This window comes from Aliigemmobacter aestuarii, from assembly GCF_004799285.1.
Taxonomy (GTDB): Bacteria; Pseudomonadota; Alphaproteobacteria; order Rhodobacterales; family Rhodobacteraceae; genus Aliigemmobacter; species Aliigemmobacter aestuarii.
This window is the reverse complement of the sequence record NZ_SSND01000004.1, coordinates 329,082-348,721: the sequence shown is the minus strand read 5'-3', so window position 1 is coordinate 348,721 and position 19,640 is coordinate 329,082. Positions and strand designations below refer to the sequence as shown.

The following is a 19,640-nucleotide window of genomic DNA, read 5'->3' as shown; positions in this document are numbered from 1 at the left end:
CCGGAAAAAGCGGCACCCTGCCTGCCATCCGGGCCGATCCTAACCGGCGTTTGCGCGGGCGCAAGCGCCCTGACTGGCCAAATTTGATCAAATTTGCCGCCCTCATGCGGAAATGACTTGAGGGGGGCAAGTGGCTGCACTAGCTTTCCCCTGTCGTCGGCACGCGCCCCAGACGCGACCCGGCATGCCACAACGACCGCAGAGAGGTAACATGACTATTCGCAAGCACCTGATGGCCAGCGCCCTGCTGGCACTGGCCCTGCCGGCCTATGCGGCAGACCCCGACCTGATCGTCTTTGACTGGGCCGGATTCGAGGAACAGTCCCTGGTCGAGTCCTACGTCGCCAAGCACGGGCAGATGCCCACCTACGCCTTCTTCGGCGACGATGACGAGGCCTTCCAGAAAGTCGCCTCGGGCTTCAAGGCCGACGTCGTCCACCCCTGCTCGCAGATGGTGTCGAAATACCGCGATGCCGGCCTGATCGAGCCCTGGGATGTCAGCCGCATCCCGAACTTCGGTGAAATCGCCCCGCGCTTCCTGAATTCGTCGATCTTCAAGGACGACAGCGGCGTCTGGTACATCCCGACCGACTACGCCTACACCGCCGTGGCCTACAACACGAACGAGGTTCCGGCCGAGGACATCGCCTCGCTGCAGGTGTTCCACAACCCGAAATACGCCGGCCGCATCTCGCTGCCCGACAACACCGATGACGTGTGGTCTCTGGCGTTGCTGGCCACCGGCGTGACCGACTGGACCAACGTCACCGACGAACAGTTCACCGCTGCCGCCACATGGCTGCGCACCGCGCATGAAAACGTCCGCGCTTATTGGGCCGACCCGTCGGAACTGGCCCAGCTGATGGCTTCGGGCGAAGTTCTGGTCGCATGGTCGTGGAACGATTCCATCGCGCTGATGCGCGAGGAAGGCTTCCCCGTCGGCTTCCAGCGTCAGGCGACCGAAGGCGCCTCGTCCTGGTTCTGCGGCTATGTCAATGTCAAGGACGCGCCCGGCAACGAAGACAAGGCCTATGACTTCATCAACGCCTGGCTGGATCACGGCTCGGCCAAGGGTCTTCTGGACAACTTCGGCTATGCCCATTCGAACGACGCCGCGATGGCCGAAATCAGCGCCGAGGAACTCGTCGCGGCCGACGTGAACCCGATCGAGACGACGCTTCTGGCACAGACGCCGATCGACCAGGCGATGCGCGACCGCATGCTGGAAGAGTTCGAGAAGATCAAGGCTGGCTTCTGATCCACGCCGTTTCGCAAGACACGAAGGCCCGGTCGATCGACCGGGCCTTTTCCTTTCGACAGGCGGTCACGCCCCCCGCAGCGCGGCGCGTGCCCCCGTGACTGCGGCGCGCCATCAGCCTGGCGGAACCAGAACGATCTTTCCGATATGCTGCCTGGTCAGGAAAAGGCGCTGCGCGTCGGCGATCCGGTCAAGCGGGAAGGTCGCGGCCAGCAGGGGGCGGATCTCGGCCCTTTCGATGCAAGAGATGAGGTCGGGAAAGACCGGCGCATCCCATGCCGTGCAGCCGATCAGGGTTATGTCCTTCAGATACAGGGTGCGGAGATCCAGTTCGACGACCGGGCCCGCAATCGCCCCCGAGGTGGCCAGACGCCCCCCGCGCCTGAGCGTCTTCAACATCTGGCCGAACCCCGCCCCGGCCACGTTGTCGATGACGACATCCACGCTTTCCGGCCCGAGAACGGCAAGCGGATCGTCCTGCCGGTCCAGCACGGAGGCTGCGCCAAGGTCCCGGATGGCCACGCGCTTTGCATCGCTTGTGACGGCGATCACCTCTGCCCCGCGGCGCGTCAGAAGCTGGACAAGGGCAGACCCCACGCCCCCTGACGCACCGGGCACCAGAACGCGGTCGCCGCGCGTCACGCCGGCGCGCTGGATCATGTTTTCCGCCGTGCCATAGGCGCAGGGAATCGTGGCCAGTTCGGCATCGGTCCAGTCGCAATCCACGGCAAAGACCTCTGATGCAGGAACCTTCACGTATTGCGCGAAGGCCCCGTCAAGATCGGACCCGAGCCAGCGCGTCTCCATGCGGTCGCAACCCACCACGCGCATGCAGGGGCGCACCAGAACCCTGGTGCCGATACGGCCCGGATCGACGCCCGGCCCCACGGCAACCACCCGCCCGCAACAGTCCGTCCCCTGGATCAGCGGGAACGGCGTGGCCTCGTTCCACCCGCCGTCCGCGCACAAGGCATCCTCGGGGGTGCTGTCCGTGGCCTGCCTGACGGATTCGGAATACCACCCCAGCCGCGTGTTGATGTCCGTGTTGTTGACCCCCGCAGCCAGCACCGCCAGCAGCACCTCGCCCTCCCCTGGCGCAGGCACCGGAACGGGCCGGTAGTCCAGCCGGTCGTAACCGCCGGTGCCGGTGGTCACGACGGCCATCATCGTGGCATCTTTTCCTGCAGGACCGTGCAGCTGATCCATGGGAAATCCCCTTTCCTGCCATGCGTCGTGGAAAAGCCGATGGCACCGCACCATAGCGGGAAATCCTCCATCCCGCAGCGCGGAACTTTTCCACAGGCAAGGTCAGACCGGATACGACCGTCCCTTGCCCCCATCCCCGACACTTCCTATATTCGGGTCGTTCGGGTTCGCCCGGACTATGGCGATAAACGCACCTGTAATAAGCGGATCGGACCCGGGGGCGGTACCCGGCGGCTCCACCAACACTCCCTCGTTGGGGGCGGAGGGGGCCGAAACAGGATCGACGAACGTCTAAAGAGGCCAGCTTTCGCTCGGTGAGGTACCACCGTTATCGGTCCGAAAAGTACAGTTGCCAACGACAACCGTGCTCCGGTCGCTCTGGCTGCGTAAGCAGCTCGGGTAACCGAAACCTCAAGTCCTTGGGCTTTGCCGCTCAAGGCGGGGCCCGCAGGAGCCTGGCAACAGAATCCTGCATTTCCTTCCCTCCCCCCCGGTCAAACCGCTTGCGCTGGCTTCGGCTTTGCGGAACCCTTGCGTCATGATGCGCGCGCTCGTGACTGGTTTGTGCCTGATGTTGCCGGCCCTTGACGCCAAGGCCTGCGAGACGGCGCTTTTGCTGGCCATCGACGTCTCAGGCTCTATCGACGCGGGCGAATATGCCCTGCAGGTGCAGGGCCTTGCCGCCGCGCTGGAGGATCCCGAAGTGGCCGAGATCTTGCAGCGCGGGCAGGTCGCCTTGTCGGTCGTGCAATGGTCCGGGACGGGGTTGCAATCGCTCGTCGTGCCGTGGCGGCGGATGCGCACGCCCGCCGATGTGGCAGGCTTTGCCACCACCGCGCGCAGCCTGCCGCGTGCCTTCGATGGATCGGATACCGCCGTGGGCGAGGCCGTGGGTTTTGCCACGGCGCAGTTCGCGCAGGTGCCCGACTGCCGCCGCCACGTGATCGACATTTCCGGCGACGGTCCGGAAAACGCGGGTTTCACCATCGGACAGACCCGCGCGCAGGCGATCCGGCAGGGCATCGAGATCAACGCCATCGCGATCGAGGACATGGGCGTGACCACCCCGATCGCCGCCTTCTACCGGAAATGGGTCATCTCGCCCAAGGGCTTTGTCATCGTCGCGCGCGGGCTGGAGGATTACCCCCGCGCGATCCGCGAAAAGCTGATCCGCGAACTGTCAAAACCGGTGGGCTAGTCAAAGACCATTGCCGCCGCCCGGCAGTGGCTTGACCCGGTCGCGGCGGGTCGCTACCTGTTCCACGTGGGGTTTGCGAACGCCCCGTGAGGCATCGGCCCAAGACTCGCGTCCCGTAGGCTTATCGCAGGATGCCCCATGCCGAATTTCAACCAGATCGCCCCCTCCCAGTTGTTCCGCCTGATCGGCACCCCGGAAGCCCCCCGCATCCTGGATATCTGTCCGCCCGACGATTTCGCCGCGATGCCCGCCGTGATCCCGACGACGGAACGCGTCGCGCCAGAAGGGATCGCCCCCCTTCTGCCAGGGCTGGCGCATCCCGCGCTGGACCGGCTGGCTCTGATCGTGCGCGCGGCGGATACCAACCGGCCGGACCTGGCGCCGCAGGCGGCGGGGCTGCTGGCGGTTTCGGTGGGGCTGTCGCGCCAGTTCAGAAACGACATGGCCCAGCTTGAGGCGGGAATGGCGGTTTATGATGCGCTGTACCGATGGGCGCGCGATGGCTTTGACGGGGGCCACGACTGGCCCGCAGGACGCTGAACGATGATGCAGGCGCCCCCACTCTATCCCGAACTTCTGCGGGTCTTCGGCAAGATCGGCCTGCTGTCCTTTGGCGGACCGGCGGCGCAGATCGCGCTGATGCACCGGGTGCTGGTCGACGAAAAACGCTGGCTGACCGAGGCCGAATACCTGCGCGCCCTGTCCTTCTGCATGTTGCTGCCGGGACCCGAGGCGATGCAACTGGCCACCTATGCCGGGTGGAAGGCGCGCGGCACGCCGGGCGGCCTGCTGGCGGGGGCGCTGTTCGTCCTGCCCGGTGCCGCGGTGGTCCTGGCGCTGGCGATGATCTATGCCGCATGGGGCGACGTGCCGGGGGTGCAGGCCGTATTCCGGGGCGTCCAGACCGCCGTTGTCATCATCGTCATCGAGGCGCTTCTGCGAGTGGCACGACGTGCCCTGAAGGGGCGGCTGGCGATGGCAATCGCGGTACTGGCATTTCTGGCGCTTTTCGCCTTTGACACGCCCTTTCCCGTCGTGATTGCGCTGGCCGGCCTCGCCGGCGCCCTTGCGGCAAGCCGCCGACCGCCCCACGGGCCGGATGAGACCGCCGGCTTTGTGCCGGCAGGTGCGGCACAGACGGCGCGGACCGTTGCGTTGTGGGGCGGCCTCTGGCTGATCCCGCTGGCCGGACTGATCTGGCTTGAGGGCGGGCTTCTGGCCGAGATCGGGCTTTTCTTTTCGCAGCTGGCCGTCGTCACCTTTGGCGGGGCCTATGCCGTTCTGGCCTGGATGACCCAGGCGGTGGTCGAGGACAAGGGCTGGCTGACCACGGCGCAGATGATGGATGCGTTGGGTCTGGCCGAAACCACGCCCGGACCGTTGATCCTGGTCACGGAATTCGTGGGCTATCTGGCGGGGTTTGGCGCAGGCGGCGTGGCGATGGGGCTGGCCGCGGCGGTCGTGACACTGTGGATGACCTTCGTGCCCTGTTTCCTGTGGGTCTTTGCCGGGGCACCCTATGTTCAGGCCCTGACCCGCGCGCCCCGCCTGAGCGGCGCCCTGGAGGCGATCACCGCCGCCGTTGTCGGGGTGATCGGCAATCTTTCGGTCTGGTTCGCTCTGCACGTGCTGTTTTCCCGCCTGTCGGACCGGGAGTTCGGCCCGGTCACGGTGCCGGTGCCGGACCTGGCCAGCCTGCTGCCGGTTCCGGCCCTGCTGACAGTGCTGGCCGGGATCATGCTCTTGCGTCTGCATCTCGGACTGGTGGCAACGCTTGTCGCGGCGGCGGCGGTTTCGGTCGGACTGGCGGCCGTGGGGCTCTAGCCGCGGGGCAGGTTCCGCCTTCAGATTAGGCAATCCCGCCTCTTCCTTTCCGGTCCGAATCCCCTATGCTTGCGACAAAGAAGCATGGGGGGCCGATGGCGCGTTCGATCGATTATGGCACGCTGATGCATCACGCCATGCGTGGTCTGATCCGGTCCGTTCTTCAGGATGTGGCCGATAACGGCCTGCCCGGCGCGCATCACTTCTTCATCACCTTCGACACGACTCATCCCGATGTCGCCATTGCCGATTGGCTGCGGGCCCGCTATCCGCAGGAAATGACGGTCGTCATCCAGCACTGGTTCGAAAACCTGACGGTGACGGAAGACGGCTTTTCCGTCACGCTGAATTTCGGCAACTCGCCCGAACCTCTGGTGATCCCCTTCGATTCGGTGCGCACCTTTGTCGATCCTTCGGTCGAATTCGGCCTGCGCTTCGAAACGCATGATGACGACGAGGACATGGACGACGACGACGGCGATGATGACGATCCCGATGGCGACGGCGACGCGCCCGACGACCGTCCGCACCAGGCCGAGGTCGTCAGCCTCGACAAGTTCCGCAAATAGTCGGAAAAATCCGCCCCCGCGGCATCGTATACCACGGTATGCCAATTGATTTCGCACGCCCGCCGCCCTAAAGACGGCGCGTGATGCATCATGGAGGCCCGCTATGACCGCGACCCGCACCGAAACCGACAGCTTTGGCCCGCTGGAAGTTCCCGCCGACAAGTACTGGGGCGCGCAGACGCAGCGCTCGATCATCAACTTCCCGATCGGCTGGGAACGTCAGCCCGTGGCGATCATCCGCGCCCTTGGCGTGATCAAGAAGGCTTGCGCGCTGGTCAACAAGGCGCAGGGCGACATGGCGCCCGAACTGGCCGACGCCATCGCCGCCGCCGCACAGGAAGTGATCGACGGCCGGTTCGACGACAACTTCCCCCTGGTCGTCTGGCAGACCGGGTCGGGCACGCAGTCGAACATGAACGCAAACGAGGTGATCTCGAACCGCGCGATCGAGATGCTGGGCGGCGTGATGGGCTCGAAAAAGCCCGTCCATCCGAATGACCATGTGAACATGGGCCAGTCTTCGAACGACACCTTCCCCACCGCCATGCATGTGGCCATCGGCATGATGGCGCGCGACGTGCTGTTGCCGGGGCTGGAAAAGCTGCATGGCGCGCTGGTGGCGAAGTCCGAGGAATTCAAGGACATCATCAAGATCGGTCGCACCCACACGCAGGACGCCACCCCCCTGACGCTGGGACAGGAATTCTCGGGCTATGCCAAGCAGGTGGAACGCGGGATCGAGCGCGTGAAGATGTGCCTGCCGCATATCTACGAACTGGCGCAGGGCGGCACCGCCGTGGGCACCGGGCTCAATACCCGCGTCGGCTGGGATACCCGCGTGGCCGCTGAAATCGCCAATATCACCGGCCTGCCCTTCGTCACCGCGCCCAACAAGTTCGAGGCGCTGGCCGCCCATGACGCGATGGTCATGTTCTCGGGCGCGCTGAAAACGGTTGCGGCAAGCCTGTTCAAGATCGCCAATGACCTGCGCCTGCTGGGCTCTGGTCCGCGGTCGGGCCTGGGCGAGTTGATCCTGCCGGAAAACGAACCGGGCAGCTCGATCATGCCGGGCAAGGTGAACCCCACGCAGGCCGAGGCGCTGACCATGGTCTGCGCCCATGTCATGGGCAACGACGCGGCGGTCGGCTTTGCCGGCAGCCAGGGCCATTTCGAACTGAACGTCTACAACCCGATGATGTCCTACAACGTGCTGCAATCCATGCAGCTTCTGGGCGATGCGGCGGGGTCGTTCACCGATAACATGGTGGTGGGCACACAGGCCAACACGGCGCGGATCGACAAGCTGATGAAGGAATCGCTGATGCTGGTGACCGCGCTGGCGCCCACGATCGGCTATGACAATGCGACCAAGGTCGCCAAGACCGCGCACAAGAATGGCACCACCCTGAAGGAAGAGGCGATCGCGCTTGGCTTTGTCGATGCCGAGACCTTCGACCGCATCGTGCGGCCCGAAGACATGATCGGCCCGAAAGGCTGAGGCGAAAAGACCGCGATGGCCGAGATCGTCAACCTTCGCCAGAAACGCAAGGAAGCGGCCCGCAAGGCCGCTCGCGCGAAGGGTGACGAGAACGCCGCGAAGTTCGGCCGCACCAAGGCCGAACGCGACCTCGAACAGGCGCGGGCCGAGAAATCGGCCCGTGCGCTTGACAGCCACAGGCGCGAGACGGATTAACCGCGCCTTTACCATCCTTGGGGCAACCTGCCGCCAAGGAGGGTCCCGATGCACAGCTTTCCCGAATACCTGAGCCCCGACCGATGGATCGGGCATCTGTTTTCGTCGCAGGCCGCGCGCGAGGGTGGCGTGATCCGGCGCCAGGTGCGCGATGTGGAACGCTTCGTGGGGCGCGAGGCATTTTTGTCCGAAATGCGCAGACGCGGCTTTCCGGTGGTCGAAAACGCGGGGCAGTTCGTGATCTTTTACAACCGGGAACCGATCCGCCGTGTGTGTTGATCCGATTTCTTCGAAGAAATCGGGGCGGAGCCTTTAAAGGCTCCTCGCGCCGGAGTTTTCGAAAACTCCGGCTGGCTCCACCCTGAAATGCGCGCTAGCCTGGCGCCATGCCCCGCCCACCTGCCAAACATTCCCTGACGCTTCACGGCCATCGCACCAGCGTCTCGCTGGAGCCGGAGTTCTGGCAGGCCTTTCGCGACATCGCCGCCGAACGCGGGCAGACGCTGAACGCGCTGGCGGCAGAAATCGACGGATCGCGCAGCGGGGGCGAGGGGCTGGCCTCGGCGATCCGGGTCTTCGTCCTGAAACAGTTTCAGGCCAGATCGCGCTGACCCCGCGCCAGCAGGACCGCGGCAATCGCCGTTCCGGCCACCGCCATGGCGAACGAGGCCGAAAGGACAGCGGCCGTTCCGCCCGCTGCCAGAAGGGCCGCACCCACCGACGGCCCCGCCGCCGAGGACAGGATCGGGGCCACCGCCAGCGCACCCGACACCGCGCCGAACCCGCGCCGCCCCAGCAGGTCGGCGGTCAGGACCGGCTTGAGGATCGACAGAAGCCCCGCCCCCATCCCCTGACACAGCGCGAAGGCAAAGATCAGCGGCAGGGCCACCCCCGCCGCCGCCAGACAGACCGAGGCCACAAGGATCGACACCAAGGCGAACATCGTGGCCCGCGCGTTTCCGACCCGCGCCTCGTTCAGCATCAGCAGAAGGCGGCCCGACACCTGCGCCGGTCCGATGCAGGACGCGGCCACCACGGCCACGCCCGACGCGGCCCCGCGACTGGTGAAGAGTTCCAGCGCATAGGTGATCAGGATCGTATGGTTGAGCCAGATCAGCCCCCAGACGGCCGCCAGCCCCCAGAAGGCAGGTCGCCGAAGCGCCGCCGCCATCGCGCCGGGTTCGGGATCGGCCCTCCGTCGCGCCGCCGGCGATCGCCGCCTCAGCCGCACCACGGCCCAGAGGTTGACCGGCGCCACCCCCAGGGCGACCAGCACCGCAAAGCCCACAAGGCCGCCCCGGCCGCCCACGACCGCAGCCAGCGCCGCCCCGAAGGGAAAAGCCAGGGTGCCGGCAAACCCGGCCACCAGCGTCACACGGGTGATCGCCGCCCTTGCCCCCTGCCCCAGACGGCGGGTCAGGAAGGCAAAGCAGGTTTCATACATCGCCCCGGCCTGCGCCACCCCCACCAGCGCCCAAAGCGCCAGCCACTGCGCCTGGGTCTGCGCCAGCGCCATTCCCGCCATCGCGGCCCCGCCCAGAAGCGGCAGAAGGGTCAGCATTTCGCCCGCGCGGCCCCGGTCGACCAACCCGCCGGTGAAGGGCGTCAGCACCGCCGTCACCAGGAAGGCCAGCGTCGGCCCCGCCGCGAGTTCGGCCTTGGTCCAGCCGAAATCGGCCTCGAGCGCGGGAAGAAGCGCGGCGAACCCATAGTAGAGCCCGGCATAGGTCAGGGTCTGCCCGAAGGCCAGAAGCCAGACGGACAGGCCATCGCCGGGCGGATCGACTGTCACAGCCGGTAAATCTCGGTGAACTTGCCTTCCAGATAGTCCAGAAGCGGGCCCTCGTCCGGCACAAAGCCGCAGGCCCGGCGGATCACCTCGCGCGGTTCGTAAAGGCCGCCGTGGCGCTGCACCCGGTCACGCAGCCATTCGGTGGCCACCTGCGTTTCCCCCCGCCCCAGATGGTCGTCCAGGTCGGGCACATCCGCGCGCAACGCCTTGTGCAGGCATCCGGCATAGACATTGCCAAGGCTGTAGGTCGGGAAATAGCCGAACAGCCCGCAGGACCAGTGCACATCCTGCAGCATGCCATGCGCGGGCCGGTCCACCGCGACGCCGAAATCGGCGCGGAAGCGATCGTTCCAAGCCGCCTCCAGATCACGCACCGCCAGATCGCCCCGGATCAACGCGCGCTCCAGATCGAAGCGCATCATCACATGCAGGTTGTAATGCACCTCGTCGGCCTCGGTGCGGATGTATCCCGGCTGGACCCGGTTCACGGTCGCATAGAAGGCATCCGCATCGGTCACGCCGAAATCGCCGAAGCGGTCAACCATCTCGCCATGCATCCAGCCGGTGAACGCGCGCGACCGGCCGATCTGGTTTTCATAGATCCGGCTCTGGCTTTCGTGGACGCCCATCGACACGCCGTTGCCAAGGGGCGTCAGCAGGTAATCGCCGTCGATCCCCAGTTCATAGCAGGCATGACCCACCTCGTGGATGGTCGAGTAGAAGCAGTTGAACGGGTCGGTTTCCATCACCCGCGTGGTGATCCGCGCATCGTTGCCCGATCCGGAACTGAACGGATGAACGGCAAGGTCAAGCCGCCCCCGGTTCCAGTCGTATCCGAAGGCCGTGGCCAGCCGACGCGCCAGCCGCAGCTGCCCTTCGGTGCCGAAATGGCCGGAAAGCTTCGCAGGTTGCACGGACGAGGCCAGGATCGCCTCGCGCAGCTTCACCAGGCGCGGGCGCATCCGGTCGAACATCTCGGCGATGCTGTCCTGCGTGGCACCTGGTTCGTAATCGTCCAAGAGCGCGTCATAGGGATCGCCATCTTCGGCCAGGGCCACGGCCTCGTGCCGCTTGAGCCGGATCACCTCGGTCAGGGTCGGCAGGAAATCGGCGACCCGGTCATTGGCGCGCGCCTCGGCCCAGATCCCCTGCGCCAGCGACGTGACCCGCGCCAGTTCCTGCGCCAGATCTGCGGGAATCCGGCGCGTCCGGTCATAGGCCCGGCGGATATGGCGCAACTGCGCGGCGGCCACCTCGTCGGCGGCTTTGGCCAGGGCCAGCCATTCGCCGATCCGCGGATCGGTCCGGCGGGCGTGAAGGATGCCCTCCATCGCGGCCATCTCCTCGCCGCGCTGTTCGGCGGCGCCACGGGGCATCATGGTTTCCTGATCCCAGCCCAGACGGCCCGCGACCTGGGCCAGCGCCTCGGTCTGGCGCTGAAAGGCCATGAGATCGGCATAGGCGGTGTTGTTGGCGGTCATTGCGTGCCCTCGCGGATCGACCCGACCAGCGGGTATTGGGAAAGGTGACGGGCGCGCAGGATCAGCACCCACAGAAGGATCGCGCCCACCTGATGGGTGATCGCCACATGCAGATGCGCTGCGGTCAACACTGCGGCGATGCCCAGCAGAAGCTGCACCACCATCATCGCCATGACCGCACCGAAGGCGCCGCGCGTCGCCCGATGGGCCGACCTGCGGCCGCGCAGATAGACGACGATGGCGAAGGCGAACAGCAGATAGCCGGCCATGCGGTGCATGAACTGCACAAGCCCCGGGTTTTCAAAGAACGCCGCCCAGGCGGGCCCGCCGGGCACATAGAAGGCGTCTGCGGGGAAGAACTGCCCGTTCATGTCGGGCCAGGTCGGAAAGCCACGCCCTGCGTCGATGCCGGCCACCAGCGCACCCAGAAGGATCTGAAGGAAGGCGAAATGCATCAGCCCGGTGGACAGGCTGTAAAGCTTCGCCTCGCGGCTGCGGCGCGCCTGCATGAGCTGCGCCTCGCTCCGCCCCAGAAGAAGGACATACCAGGCGATGAGACCCAGGATGACGAAGGCCAGGCCCAGATGCGTGGCCAGCCGGTAGGAGGCCACATCGACCCGTTCCCCCGTCAGCCCCGAGGACACCATCCACCAGCCGATCGCGCCCTGAAGCCCGCCCAGGGCACCAAGGCCCAGAAGCCGGCCCGTCCAGCCCGCCGGAACGCGCCTTGTCGCCCAGAAGAAGACGAACCCCGCGGCCCAGACCAGACCGACGACACGGCCCAGTTGCCGGTGGCCCCATTCCCACCAGTAGATGACCTTGAAATCCTCAAGGCTCATCCCCTTGTTCTGCAACTGATATTCCGGAATCGCGCGATACTTGTCGAACTCGACGGCCCACTCTTCGACCGACATCGGCGGCAGGGCGCCCGTCACGGGGCGCCATTCGGTGATCGACAGGCCCGAATCCGTCAGCCGCGTCAGACCGCCGACTACGATCATCGACGCGACCAGCATGAAAAGGACCAGCAGCCAGCCGCGGATCGCGCCGCGCGCGCCGCCCGTGCCCTTGTCGATCACGCCGGGCGCGGGTGCCGCCGCGCGGGTGCCTTCGCCGACTTCCTCGAAAATGCTGCGCTTTCCTGCCATCTGCGGTCCCCTTTCGCGGCAGGACCCTAGGACGCGGCGCACCACCTTTCAAGGCCGGTTCGCAATCGGTCGCACCCCCCGGTGCCGGGGGGCGCCTTCGGCTCAGAACAGGAAGTCATCCGCGTCAAGCGAGGCGCGCGAGACGTCCTCGATCCTCAGGACATGCGAGCCCGCGCGGAACACGGTGTCGGAGCCGTCCTGCCGCATCCGCGCCAGCACGTCGCCGAAGTCGTCCAGACCGGCAATGCCGCTGAGGTCGATCTGGTCGTCGCCGATGTCGAAATCAGTGATCCTGTCGCTGCCCCAGCGGAACACGAAGCGGTCGGCGCCTTCGCCCCCGGTCATCACGTCATTGCCCCGCCCGCCGTTCAGCGTGTCGTTGCCTTCGTCACCGATCAGGCGGTCGGCACCACGGCCGCCGATCATCCTGTCGTCGCCCTCGCCGCCCACCAGAAGGTCGCGCCCGGTGCCGCCGTTCAGGCTGTCGTTGCCCTCGCCCGCGCGGATCGTGTCATTCCCGGCCCCGCCGAAGAAGGCGTCATTGCCGCTTTCATCGGTGAAAAGATCGTTGCCCGCATCGCCCCAGAGCCGATCCTCGCCCTTGCCGCCTATCATCGTGTCGTCGCCCGCGCCGCCATATAGGCGATCCTCGTCGTCGCCCCCTTCGACCCGGTCGCGCCCGTCCCGCCCGTAAAGCGTATCGGCCCCGTCGAACCCCAGCACCGTGTCATTGCCCTGCGACCCGAAGATCCGGTTGGCTTCCCCGTTTCCGCGATAGATCGGCATCTGATCGTTCCTTTCCCCGATGGCTGTTCCAGTCAGAGGCAAAACGATCTGCCCGCGGGTTTATTCCTTCTCGGCCAGATTTTTTTCATCGCCCTCCGCTTCGCCCTGCCGTTTCAGCTTCCAGGCGATCTGGCGCAGCATGCCGTGGAAGGTCTGCACCTCGGCCCGCGTGAGGTTCAGACGCGCCCACATGTTGCGCAGCGCAAGTTTCATTCCGGGCGCCTTTTCCGCCGGATGAAAGAACCCCGCATCCCCCAGACGCGCCTCGTAATGGTCGGCCAGCTTCTCGACCTCCAGCCGGGTCGCGAATTCGGTCCGCGCCATGACCATCACCTCGGGGGCGACATCGGCCGTCTGCCGGCGCCATTCATAGGCCAGAAGCAGCGCGCATTGCCCAAGGTTGAGCGAGGGGAAATCGGGGTTGACCGGCACGGTCACGATGGCATTGGCATGGACCAGATCCTCGTTCTCCAGCCCCGCGCGTTCGGGGCCGAACAGGAAAGCCACGCGCTTGCCTTCGGCGGCCATCGCGCGGGCCTGTTCCATCGCGCGTTCCGGCGTGACCACGGGCTTGGTCAGTTCGCGCCCGCGCGCCGTGGTGGCAAAGACATAGTCGCAATCGGCGATCGACCGGGGCACGTCCGGAAACTGCCCGGCAAGGTCCAGGATCCGCCCTGCCCCCGAAGCCATCGCCACCGCGCGCGGATTGGGCCAGCCATCGCGCGGATCGACGACGCGCATGCCCGTCAGCCCGAAATTCAGCATGGCGCGCGCGGCGGCGCCGATGTTTTCGCCCATCTGCGGGCGGACGAGGATGAAGAACGGTTGGGTCATGTCGGTCCTGCCGTGGGGATCGCGTTGCGCGCCTGATAAGCCCGCGCCTGATACGCTGGTGCAATCGGCATGACAAGGAAAGCCGCAGCCGATAGCCAAGCCCAGGAAAACGCGCTAAAGGGCGCCAAAGCCCTTGAGGAGCCGCATGATGGCAGACACCGATCGCCCGCAGATCTACCTCGTCACCCCGCCCGCGCTGGAGGTGGACACATTCGCCGACCGTCTGGCGGCGGTGCTGGACCAGGCCGAGGTCGCCTGCGTGCGCCTGGCGCTGGCCACGCGCGACGAGGATGCGATCCTGCGCGCGGGCGACGCGCTACGCGAGGTGACCCATGCCCGCGACGTGGCCATCGTGATCGAAAACCACGTGCAGATGGTCGAACGGCTGGGGCTGGACGGCGTGCATCTGACCGACGGCGCCCGTCTAGTGCGCAAGCTGCGCAAGGATCTGGGGGGCGACGCGATCATCGGCGCCTTCTGCGGAACCACACGGCACGAAGGCATGAACGCCGCCGAGGCGGGGGCGGATTACGTCGCCTTCGGGCCGGTCGGCGAAACCAGCCTCGGCACGGGCGCGCGCGCGCCGGTCGACCTCTTTCAGTGGTGGTCGGAAATGATCGAGGTGCCGGTGGTGGCCGAAGGCGCGCTGACCGCCGATCTGGTGGCCGAACTGGGCCCTGTCACCGATTTCTTCGGGATCGGCGATGAAATCTGGCGCGCCGAAGATCCGGCCGCCGCGCTGAAGGCGCTGCTTGCCCCCCTGGGCTGAGGCGGGGCTGACCGGGGCCGCGCGGGTTCACTCTCCGGCTTCGGCCAGGGGATGGGTCGTGCGGATCACCCGTTCGCAATGCAGCGCAAGCGCCTTGCGGTTCTCGAAGGCATCGACCGGCACGGGCGCGTGGTGGATCACCTCGACCCGCCCCTGACGCCCCTGCGCCAGCGTCTTCAGAAGATGCGGGCCGAATTCCATGTCGCCCCACCAGCCATAGAACCGCGGGTCCTCGCCTTCGGGCGGATGATAGATCACCGTGACCGGCTGGATATGCATCACGCGTTCCAGCCCGTGGGTATAGAAGGCGGCAAACAGCGTCGATTTGAACGGCAGGACGCGCACGGCATCGGTGCTTGTGCCTTCCGGAAAGAACAACAGCCGGTGCCCCGCGCGCAGGCGTTCCTCGAACAGGTGCTGCTGCACCTTCGCCTCGGTGCCCTTGCGGGCGATGAACACGGTTCCCGTGGCGCGCGCCAGCCAGCCGATGCCGGGCCAGCCCGCCACTTCGGATTTCGACACGAAATAGACCCGCTGCGCCGCGTTCAGCACGAAGATGTCCAGCCACGAGGCGTGGTTGGCCACAACCGCCCCATCTTCGATCATCGGCGTGCCCTCGACCTTCAGCGGCAGGCGCAGGATGCGCAGCGCAAGGCGGCAGACCGTCTGGGTGATATGCGGCGTCCAGGGACGGGCCATCCCGAAAAGCGGCTGTTCGACCAGCCGCACCAGCATGAGTATGGCCAGCCCGCCATAGGTCAGGCTGCCCAGTGTCAGGCCGCGCAGCCCGACGCGAAGCCACCCCAGCGGACCGATCCGCAAGGGGGGAACCGGCGCCTCTTTCCAGGCCTCGCCCATCGGTCAGCCCTCGGCCTTGCGGACATAGAAATCGCGGTGCCTGGCCGACATCCGCGCCGTGTCCATCACAAGGCAGACATCGGTCGTGTTGAAGGCGTGGTCGATCCACGCCCCGTCGCCCACGAAGCCCCCCAGCCGAAGATAGGCCTTGATCAGCGCGGGCGTGGCCAGCATCGCCGCCTTCCGGTCGATCCGGTCGGGCGGGATCAGCGCCATCTCCTGCCGGTGTTCGGGCCGCGCGACGACGCGCAGCGCCTCGGGCGCCAGGTGATGGGCGTGCAGATAGCTCAGCGCCTGCGCGATCGGCGCCGGGTCGGTGCCGTGGAAACTGGCCACGCCGAACAGGATCTCGATCCCGCGGTCCAGCACATATTCGGCCAGCCCGTTCCACAAAAGCATCATCGCCGCCCCACCCCGGAAATCGGGATGCACGCAGGACCGCCCCAGTTCCACCAGACGCCGCCCGGAGGCGCGCAGCGCGGTCAGGTCGTATTCCTGTTCCGAATAGAACCGCCCCGCAGCCCCCACCCTGTCGGATGGCAAAAGCCTGTAGACCCCCACCACATCCTCGCACTCTGCCGGATCGCGGGACGTGTCGACGAGGATCAGGTGATCGAACAGCGGATCGAAGGCATCCCGTTCCAGCCGGTCGTCATGGTCCACCATCGCGCCGTCGCCCCCCAGTTCCTGAACGAAAACCCGATAGCGCAGGCGCTGCGCGGCCCGCAGGTCGCGCGCATCGCGCGCAAGGCGCAGGGTCAGGCGCGAGGTGTCGGCGATCATCCGGGGCGGGGTCCTTTCGGGGCTGTGGTCAACTTCTAGGAAGGCGCGGCCCGCAATGCAACCGCCACCGCCCGCGCAATCACGGGTTGCCATTTTCCAAAGGCACGCCCTATAGTTGCGTCAGCGGTCAAACACGGGTTCAAGGGCCACATGCGCCCCGTCGATCACCACCTTGCCCGCATGTTCGAAATTGATGGTGATCCGGTTGCCGATCCTCGATTGCACCTGCCCCAGCCCCCAATCCGGCTTGCCGGGGTGCCGGACGAACATTCCAGGCTCCAGTATTTCATTCATCGCATTTCCCCAAAGGTGACGCCATGCCGCCGCCCCCTGTTCCATCTCGTCCCGAAACGCCCCTGCCCGAAACGCCCCCGACCGCCACGCCTGCCGATGCGCCCGCCGATGCGCCCGACAGGGCCGACCTTGCCGCGCTTCTGGGGTCGCGCATCTGCCATGACCTTATCAGCCCGATCGGCGCCATCGGCAATGGGCTGGAACTGCTGATGTTCGAACCGGGCGGGAAAAGCCCCGAACTGGCGCTGATCGCCGAAAGCGTGGCCAGCGCGACGGCGCGGCTGCGCTTCTTCCGGATGGCCTTTGGCGATCCCGGCCAGGGCCAGCGGGTCGCGCGGGCAGATCTGCAGGCAATCCTGTCGGACATGAACGCGGGCGGGCGGCTGACGGTGGACCTTCAGGGACCGGCCGAAATGGCCCGGTCCGAGGCGCGGCTTCTGTTCCTGCTGCTGCTCTGCCTTGAAACCGCGTTGCCCTATGGCGGCCATGTCCTTCTTGACCGGGACGGAGACGGCTGGCGCATCGCCGCACACAGCGCCCGCCGCCGCGACATCGGCCCGTTCTGGGACTGGCTGTCATCGGATGGCGCCCCGGCCCCCGCCACACTCGGCCCCGCGCAGGTGCAGTTCGCGCTGGTCCGCGCCGATCTTGCCCGGACCGGGCGAAGGCTGCGCGTGACCGAAAGTGGCGGCGAGTTGCGGCTCGAGGTCTGACCCGTCAGGCCCGGCAGGTGCCGTCGCCCGTGACCAGATACTTGAAGCTGGTCAACTGCTCGGCGCCCACGGGGCCGCGCGCATGCATCTTGCCCGTGGCGATGCCGATCTCGGCGCCCATGCCGAATTCCCCTCCATCGGCGAACTGGGTCGAGGCGTTGCGCATCAGGATCGCGCTGTCCAGCCGTTCGAAAAACCGCGCCGCCGTCGCATCATTTTCCGTCAGGATGCTTTCGGTATGGTTCGATCCATAGCGCCGGATATGGGCGATCGCCCCGTCGACGCCCTCCACCAGGCGCGCCGCGATGATCATGTCAAGGAACTCGCGCCCGAAATCCTCGGGCGTGGCAGGCACCGTGCCCGGAACGCGCGCCAGATCACCTTCGGCCCGCACCTCGACCCCGGCGGCCAGCAGGTCCTCGATCAGCACGGCGCCGTGCCGGTCCCAGAAGGCGCGGTCGATCAGCAGGCATTCGGCGGCCCCGCAGATGCCGGTCCGCCGGGTCTTGGCGTTCAGCACCACGCGCCGGGCCTTTTCCGGATCCGCATCGCCATCGGCATAGACATGGCAGATGCCTTCCAGATGGGCGAAGACGGGCACCCGCGCCTCGGCCTGCACCAGCCCGACCAGCCCCTTGCCCCCGCGCGGGATGATCACGTCGATGAACCCGGTCGCCCGCAGCATTTCCGTCACCATCCCGCGGTCACGCGTCGGCACCAGCTGGATCGCGGCCTCGGGCAGCCCGGCCGCCCTGAGCCCCTCGACCATGCAGGCATGGATCGCGCCCGAGGAATGGAAACTTTCCGACCCGCCGCGCAGGATCACCGCATTGCCCGATTTGAGACACAGCGCGCCCGCGTCGGCGGTGACGTTCGGGCGGCTTTCATAGATGACGCCCACCACGCCAAGGGGCGTGGCAACCCGCTGGATGTGCAGCCCCGTGGGCCGGTCCCATTCCGCCAGCACCCGCCCAACCGGATCGGGCTGCGCCGCCACCGACCGAAGCCCCTCGCAGATCGCGGCGATCCGCGCCGGGTTCAGGGTCAGCCGGTCCATCATCGCGGGCGACAGGCCCTTTTCGCGGCCATAGTCCAGATCGCGCGCGTTGGCAGCCAGGATCCCGGCCTCATGCGCGGCCACCGCATCGGCCGCCGCCATAAGAGCCGCCGTCTTCCGCGCGGCCGGGGCAAAGGCAAGCTCCGCCGCCGCGTCGCGGGCCGCCCGGCCCATCGTCTGCATCAGATCGCCCGCCTGCCCGTCCATCGCCCTGCCTCTTTCATTCTGGCCCAAATATCCCGGGGGTCCGGGGGCAGCGCCCCGGCCTGCCCTCAGATCACCATGTCGTCGCGGTGGATCAGGGCCGCGCGGCCCTGATAGCCCAGGATGCCCTCGATCTCGGCCGATCTGTGGCCGGCGATCCTGCGCGCCTCCTCGACCGTGTAGCGCACCAGCCCCTTGCCCAGCGTCTCTCCATCGGGGCCAAGGATGGCAACCGGGTCACCCCGGCCGAAGTGGCCCGCGACCGACCGCACCCCGGCAGGCAGAAGCGACTTGCCCGCACGGAGCGCGCTGACCGCGCCCGCATCGACCGTGACCTCGCCTCTCGGCTTCATCGCGTTGATCCAGCGCTTGCGGGCCACCTGCGGATCGCCATGGGCCACGAACCAGGTGCGTGCGGCCCCCTCCGCCAGCGCCTTGAGCGGGCGCAGGACCGATCCTTCCATGATCGCCATCGCGCAGCCCCCGGCCACCGCCGTCTTGGCCGCCATCAGCTTGGTCTTCATCCCGCCCTTTGACAGGCCCGAGATCGGATCGCCCGCCATCGCCTCGATCTTGGGCGTGATCTCGTCCACCAGGTCAAAACGGATGGCTGTCGGATCCTCCTTGGGATTGGCCGAATAGAAGCCGTCGACATCCGACAGCAGGATCAACTGGTCCGCCCCCACGGTCACCGCGATCTGCGCCGCAAGCCGGTCGTTGTCGCCAAAGCGGATCTCGTCCGTCGCCACGGTGTCGTTCTCGTTCACGATCGGAACAACGCCCAGGCCCAGAAGCGTCTCCATCGTGGCGCGGCTGTTCAGATAGCGGCGGCGGTCTTCGGTATCTTCCAGCGTGACCAGAACCTGCCCCGTGGTGATCCCGTGCGGGGCCAGCACCTCTTCATAGGCGCGGGCAAGCCGGATCTGCCCGACCGCCGCGGCAGCCTGCGACTGTTCCAGCGTCAGCGCGCCATCCGGCAGGCCCAGGATCTTGCGCCCAAGCGCGATCGACCCCGAAGACACCAGCACGACATCGGCCCCGCGCACCTTCGCTTCGGCGACGTCCATCGCCAGCGCCGAAAGCCAGCCCTGTTTCAGCCCCTTCTGCCGGTCCACCAGCAGCGCCGAGCCGATCTTCACGACCAGACGGCGCGCGGAGCGCACATCGGGGGCC

21 protein-coding genes, 1 other RNA gene and 1 pseudogene are annotated in these 19,640 nt (G+C 66.9%); 12 read left to right on the top strand and 11 right to left on the bottom strand.

What is annotated here, in order from left to right; all coding sequences use genetic code 11:
* The first annotated feature begins 211 nt into the window (after positions 1-211).
* Complete coding sequence (locus E7811_RS15260) at positions 212-1,258, top strand: extracellular solute-binding protein (protein WP_136395509.1); 1,047 nt, start codon at positions 212-214, stop codon at positions 1,256-1,258.
* Between the two features lie 114 nt (positions 1,259-1,372).
* On the opposite strand, the gene E7811_RS15255 is transcribed toward E7811_RS15260, so the two are convergent.
* Complete coding sequence (locus tag E7811_RS15255; protein WP_246020477.1) at positions 1,373-2,464, bottom strand: alcohol dehydrogenase family protein; 1,092 nt, start codon at positions 2,462-2,464, stop codon at positions 1,373-1,375.
* A 120-nt stretch (positions 2,465-2,584) separates the two neighbouring features.
* Between E7811_RS15255 and ssrA the strand changes: the two genes are divergently transcribed.
* The 9 genes and pseudogenes from ssrA (at position 2,585) to E7811_RS15210 (ending at position 8,359) form a co-directional block, all read left to right on the top strand.
* Positions 2,585-2,940: a transfer-messenger RNA gene (gene ssrA / locus E7811_RS15250) on the top strand.
* A 62-nt stretch (positions 2,941-3,002) separates the two neighbouring features.
* Positions 3,003-3,662: a DUF1194 domain-containing protein gene (locus tag E7811_RS15245; protein WP_136395508.1), complete on the top strand. Its 660-nt coding sequence runs from the start codon at positions 3,003-3,005 to the stop codon at positions 3,660-3,662.
* A gap of 306 nt (positions 3,663-3,968) precedes the next feature.
* Positions 3,969-4,202: pseudogene (locus E7811_RS18400) on the top strand (chromate resistance protein ChrB domain-containing protein); the annotation flags it as partial.
* A 3-nt stretch (positions 4,203-4,205) separates the two neighbouring features.
* Complete coding sequence (chrA, locus tag E7811_RS15235; protein WP_394345627.1) at positions 4,206-5,486, top strand: chromate efflux transporter; 1,281 nt, start codon at positions 4,206-4,208, stop codon at positions 5,484-5,486.
* Positions 5,487-5,581: 95 nt separating this feature from the next.
* Positions 5,582-6,055 (top strand): SspB family protein, encoded by a 474-nt coding sequence (locus E7811_RS15230; RefSeq protein ID WP_136395506.1) that lies wholly within the window; start codon positions 5,582-5,584, stop codon positions 6,053-6,055.
* A 103-nt stretch (positions 6,056-6,158) separates the two neighbouring features.
* A complete protein-coding gene (gene fumC / locus E7811_RS15225; RefSeq protein ID WP_136395505.1) occupies positions 6,159-7,553 on the top strand; it encodes a class II fumarate hydratase in 1,395 nt (464 codons plus the stop codon).
* 15 nt (positions 7,554-7,568) lie between these two features.
* The gene (locus tag E7811_RS15220; protein ID WP_136395504.1) at positions 7,569-7,748 is read left to right on the top strand and encodes a DUF4169 family protein; all 180 of its coding nucleotides are present in this window, start codon (positions 7,569-7,571) and stop codon (positions 7,746-7,748) included.
* A gap of 48 nt (positions 7,749-7,796) precedes the next feature.
* Entirely contained in the window at positions 7,797-8,027 is a 231-nt protein-coding gene (locus E7811_RS15215) for an N-(5'-phosphoribosyl)anthranilate isomerase (protein WP_136395503.1), read from the top strand.
* Between the two features lie 107 nt (positions 8,028-8,134).
* Positions 8,135-8,359: a ribbon-helix-helix domain-containing protein gene (locus E7811_RS15210; RefSeq protein ID WP_136395502.1), complete on the top strand. Its 225-nt coding sequence runs from the start codon at positions 8,135-8,137 to the stop codon at positions 8,357-8,359.
* Here E7811_RS15210 and E7811_RS15205 read toward each other — a convergent pair.
* The 5 genes from E7811_RS15205 to E7811_RS15185 form a co-directional block, all read right to left on the bottom strand.
* Complete coding sequence (locus tag E7811_RS15205; RefSeq protein ID WP_168733050.1) at positions 8,341-9,540, bottom strand: MFS transporter; 1,200 nt, start codon at positions 9,538-9,540, stop codon at positions 8,341-8,343. The genes E7811_RS15210 and E7811_RS15205 overlap by 19 nt on opposite strands.
* The gene (locus E7811_RS15200) at positions 9,537-11,021 is read right to left on the bottom strand and encodes a carboxypeptidase M32 (RefSeq protein WP_136395500.1); all 1,485 of its coding nucleotides are present in this window, start codon (positions 11,019-11,021) and stop codon (positions 9,537-9,539) included. The genes E7811_RS15205 and E7811_RS15200 overlap by 4 nt, the downstream gene beginning before the upstream one ends.
* Positions 11,018-12,169, bottom strand: a complete 1,152-nt coding sequence (gene ctaA, locus E7811_RS15195; protein ID WP_136395499.1) for a heme A synthase — start codon at positions 12,167-12,169, stop codon at positions 11,018-11,020. The genes E7811_RS15200 and ctaA overlap by 4 nt, the downstream gene beginning before the upstream one ends.
* 102 nt (positions 12,170-12,271) lie before the next feature.
* Positions 12,272-12,955: a calcium-binding protein gene (locus tag E7811_RS15190; protein WP_136395498.1), complete on the bottom strand. Its 684-nt coding sequence runs from the start codon at positions 12,953-12,955 to the stop codon at positions 12,272-12,274.
* A gap of 60 nt (positions 12,956-13,015) precedes the next feature.
* Complete coding sequence (locus E7811_RS15185; protein ID WP_136395497.1) at positions 13,016-13,789, bottom strand: RNA methyltransferase; 774 nt, start codon at positions 13,787-13,789, stop codon at positions 13,016-13,018.
* A gap of 148 nt (positions 13,790-13,937) precedes the next feature.
* Here E7811_RS15185 and E7811_RS15180 point away from each other — a divergent pair, with 148 nt between their 5' ends.
* Positions 13,938-14,558, top strand: coding sequence for a thiamine phosphate synthase (locus tag E7811_RS15180; RefSeq protein ID WP_136395496.1), 621 nt, complete (start codon positions 13,938-13,940; stop codon positions 14,556-14,558).
* A 27-nt stretch (positions 14,559-14,585) separates the two neighbouring features.
* Here the strand turns inward: E7811_RS15180 and E7811_RS15175 are convergent, their stop codons facing one another.
* From E7811_RS15175 to E7811_RS15165, 3 genes are all read right to left on the bottom strand, one after another.
* Positions 14,586-15,416: a lysophospholipid acyltransferase family protein gene (locus E7811_RS15175; protein WP_136395495.1), complete on the bottom strand. Its 831-nt coding sequence runs from the start codon at positions 15,414-15,416 to the stop codon at positions 14,586-14,588.
* Positions 15,417-15,419: 3 nt separating this feature from the next.
* On the bottom strand, positions 15,420-16,199 hold the full coding sequence (locus E7811_RS15170; RefSeq protein WP_136395494.1) for a GNAT family N-acetyltransferase: 780 nt from the start codon (positions 16,197-16,199) through the stop codon (positions 15,420-15,422).
* Positions 16,200-16,319: 120 nt separating this feature from the next.
* Positions 16,320-16,493 carry a DUF3553 domain-containing protein gene (locus E7811_RS15165; RefSeq protein WP_136395493.1) on the bottom strand — a complete coding sequence of 58 codons (174 nt, stop codon included), beginning with the start codon at positions 16,491-16,493 and terminating at the stop codon, positions 16,320-16,322.
* A 23-nt stretch (positions 16,494-16,516) separates the two neighbouring features.
* On the opposite strand from E7811_RS15165, the gene E7811_RS15160 reads away from it, so the two are divergent.
* Positions 16,517-17,206 carry a histidine phosphotransferase family protein gene (locus E7811_RS15160; protein ID WP_136395492.1) on the top strand — a complete coding sequence of 230 codons (690 nt, stop codon included), beginning with the start codon at positions 16,517-16,519 and terminating at the stop codon, positions 17,204-17,206.
* Between the two features lie 4 nt (positions 17,207-17,210).
* Here E7811_RS15160 and E7811_RS15155 read toward each other — a convergent pair whose 3' ends face one another.
* Positions 17,211-18,470 carry a glutamate-5-semialdehyde dehydrogenase gene (locus E7811_RS15155; RefSeq protein WP_136395491.1) on the bottom strand — a complete coding sequence of 420 codons (1,260 nt, stop codon included), beginning with the start codon at positions 18,468-18,470 and terminating at the stop codon, positions 17,211-17,213.
* A gap of 65 nt (positions 18,471-18,535) precedes the next feature.
* The gene (gene proB / locus E7811_RS15150; RefSeq protein ID WP_211092131.1) at positions 18,536-19,630 is read right to left on the bottom strand and encodes a glutamate 5-kinase; all 1,095 of its coding nucleotides are present in this window, start codon (positions 19,628-19,630) and stop codon (positions 18,536-18,538) included.
* Between the last annotated feature and the right edge of the window lie 10 nt (positions 19,631-19,640).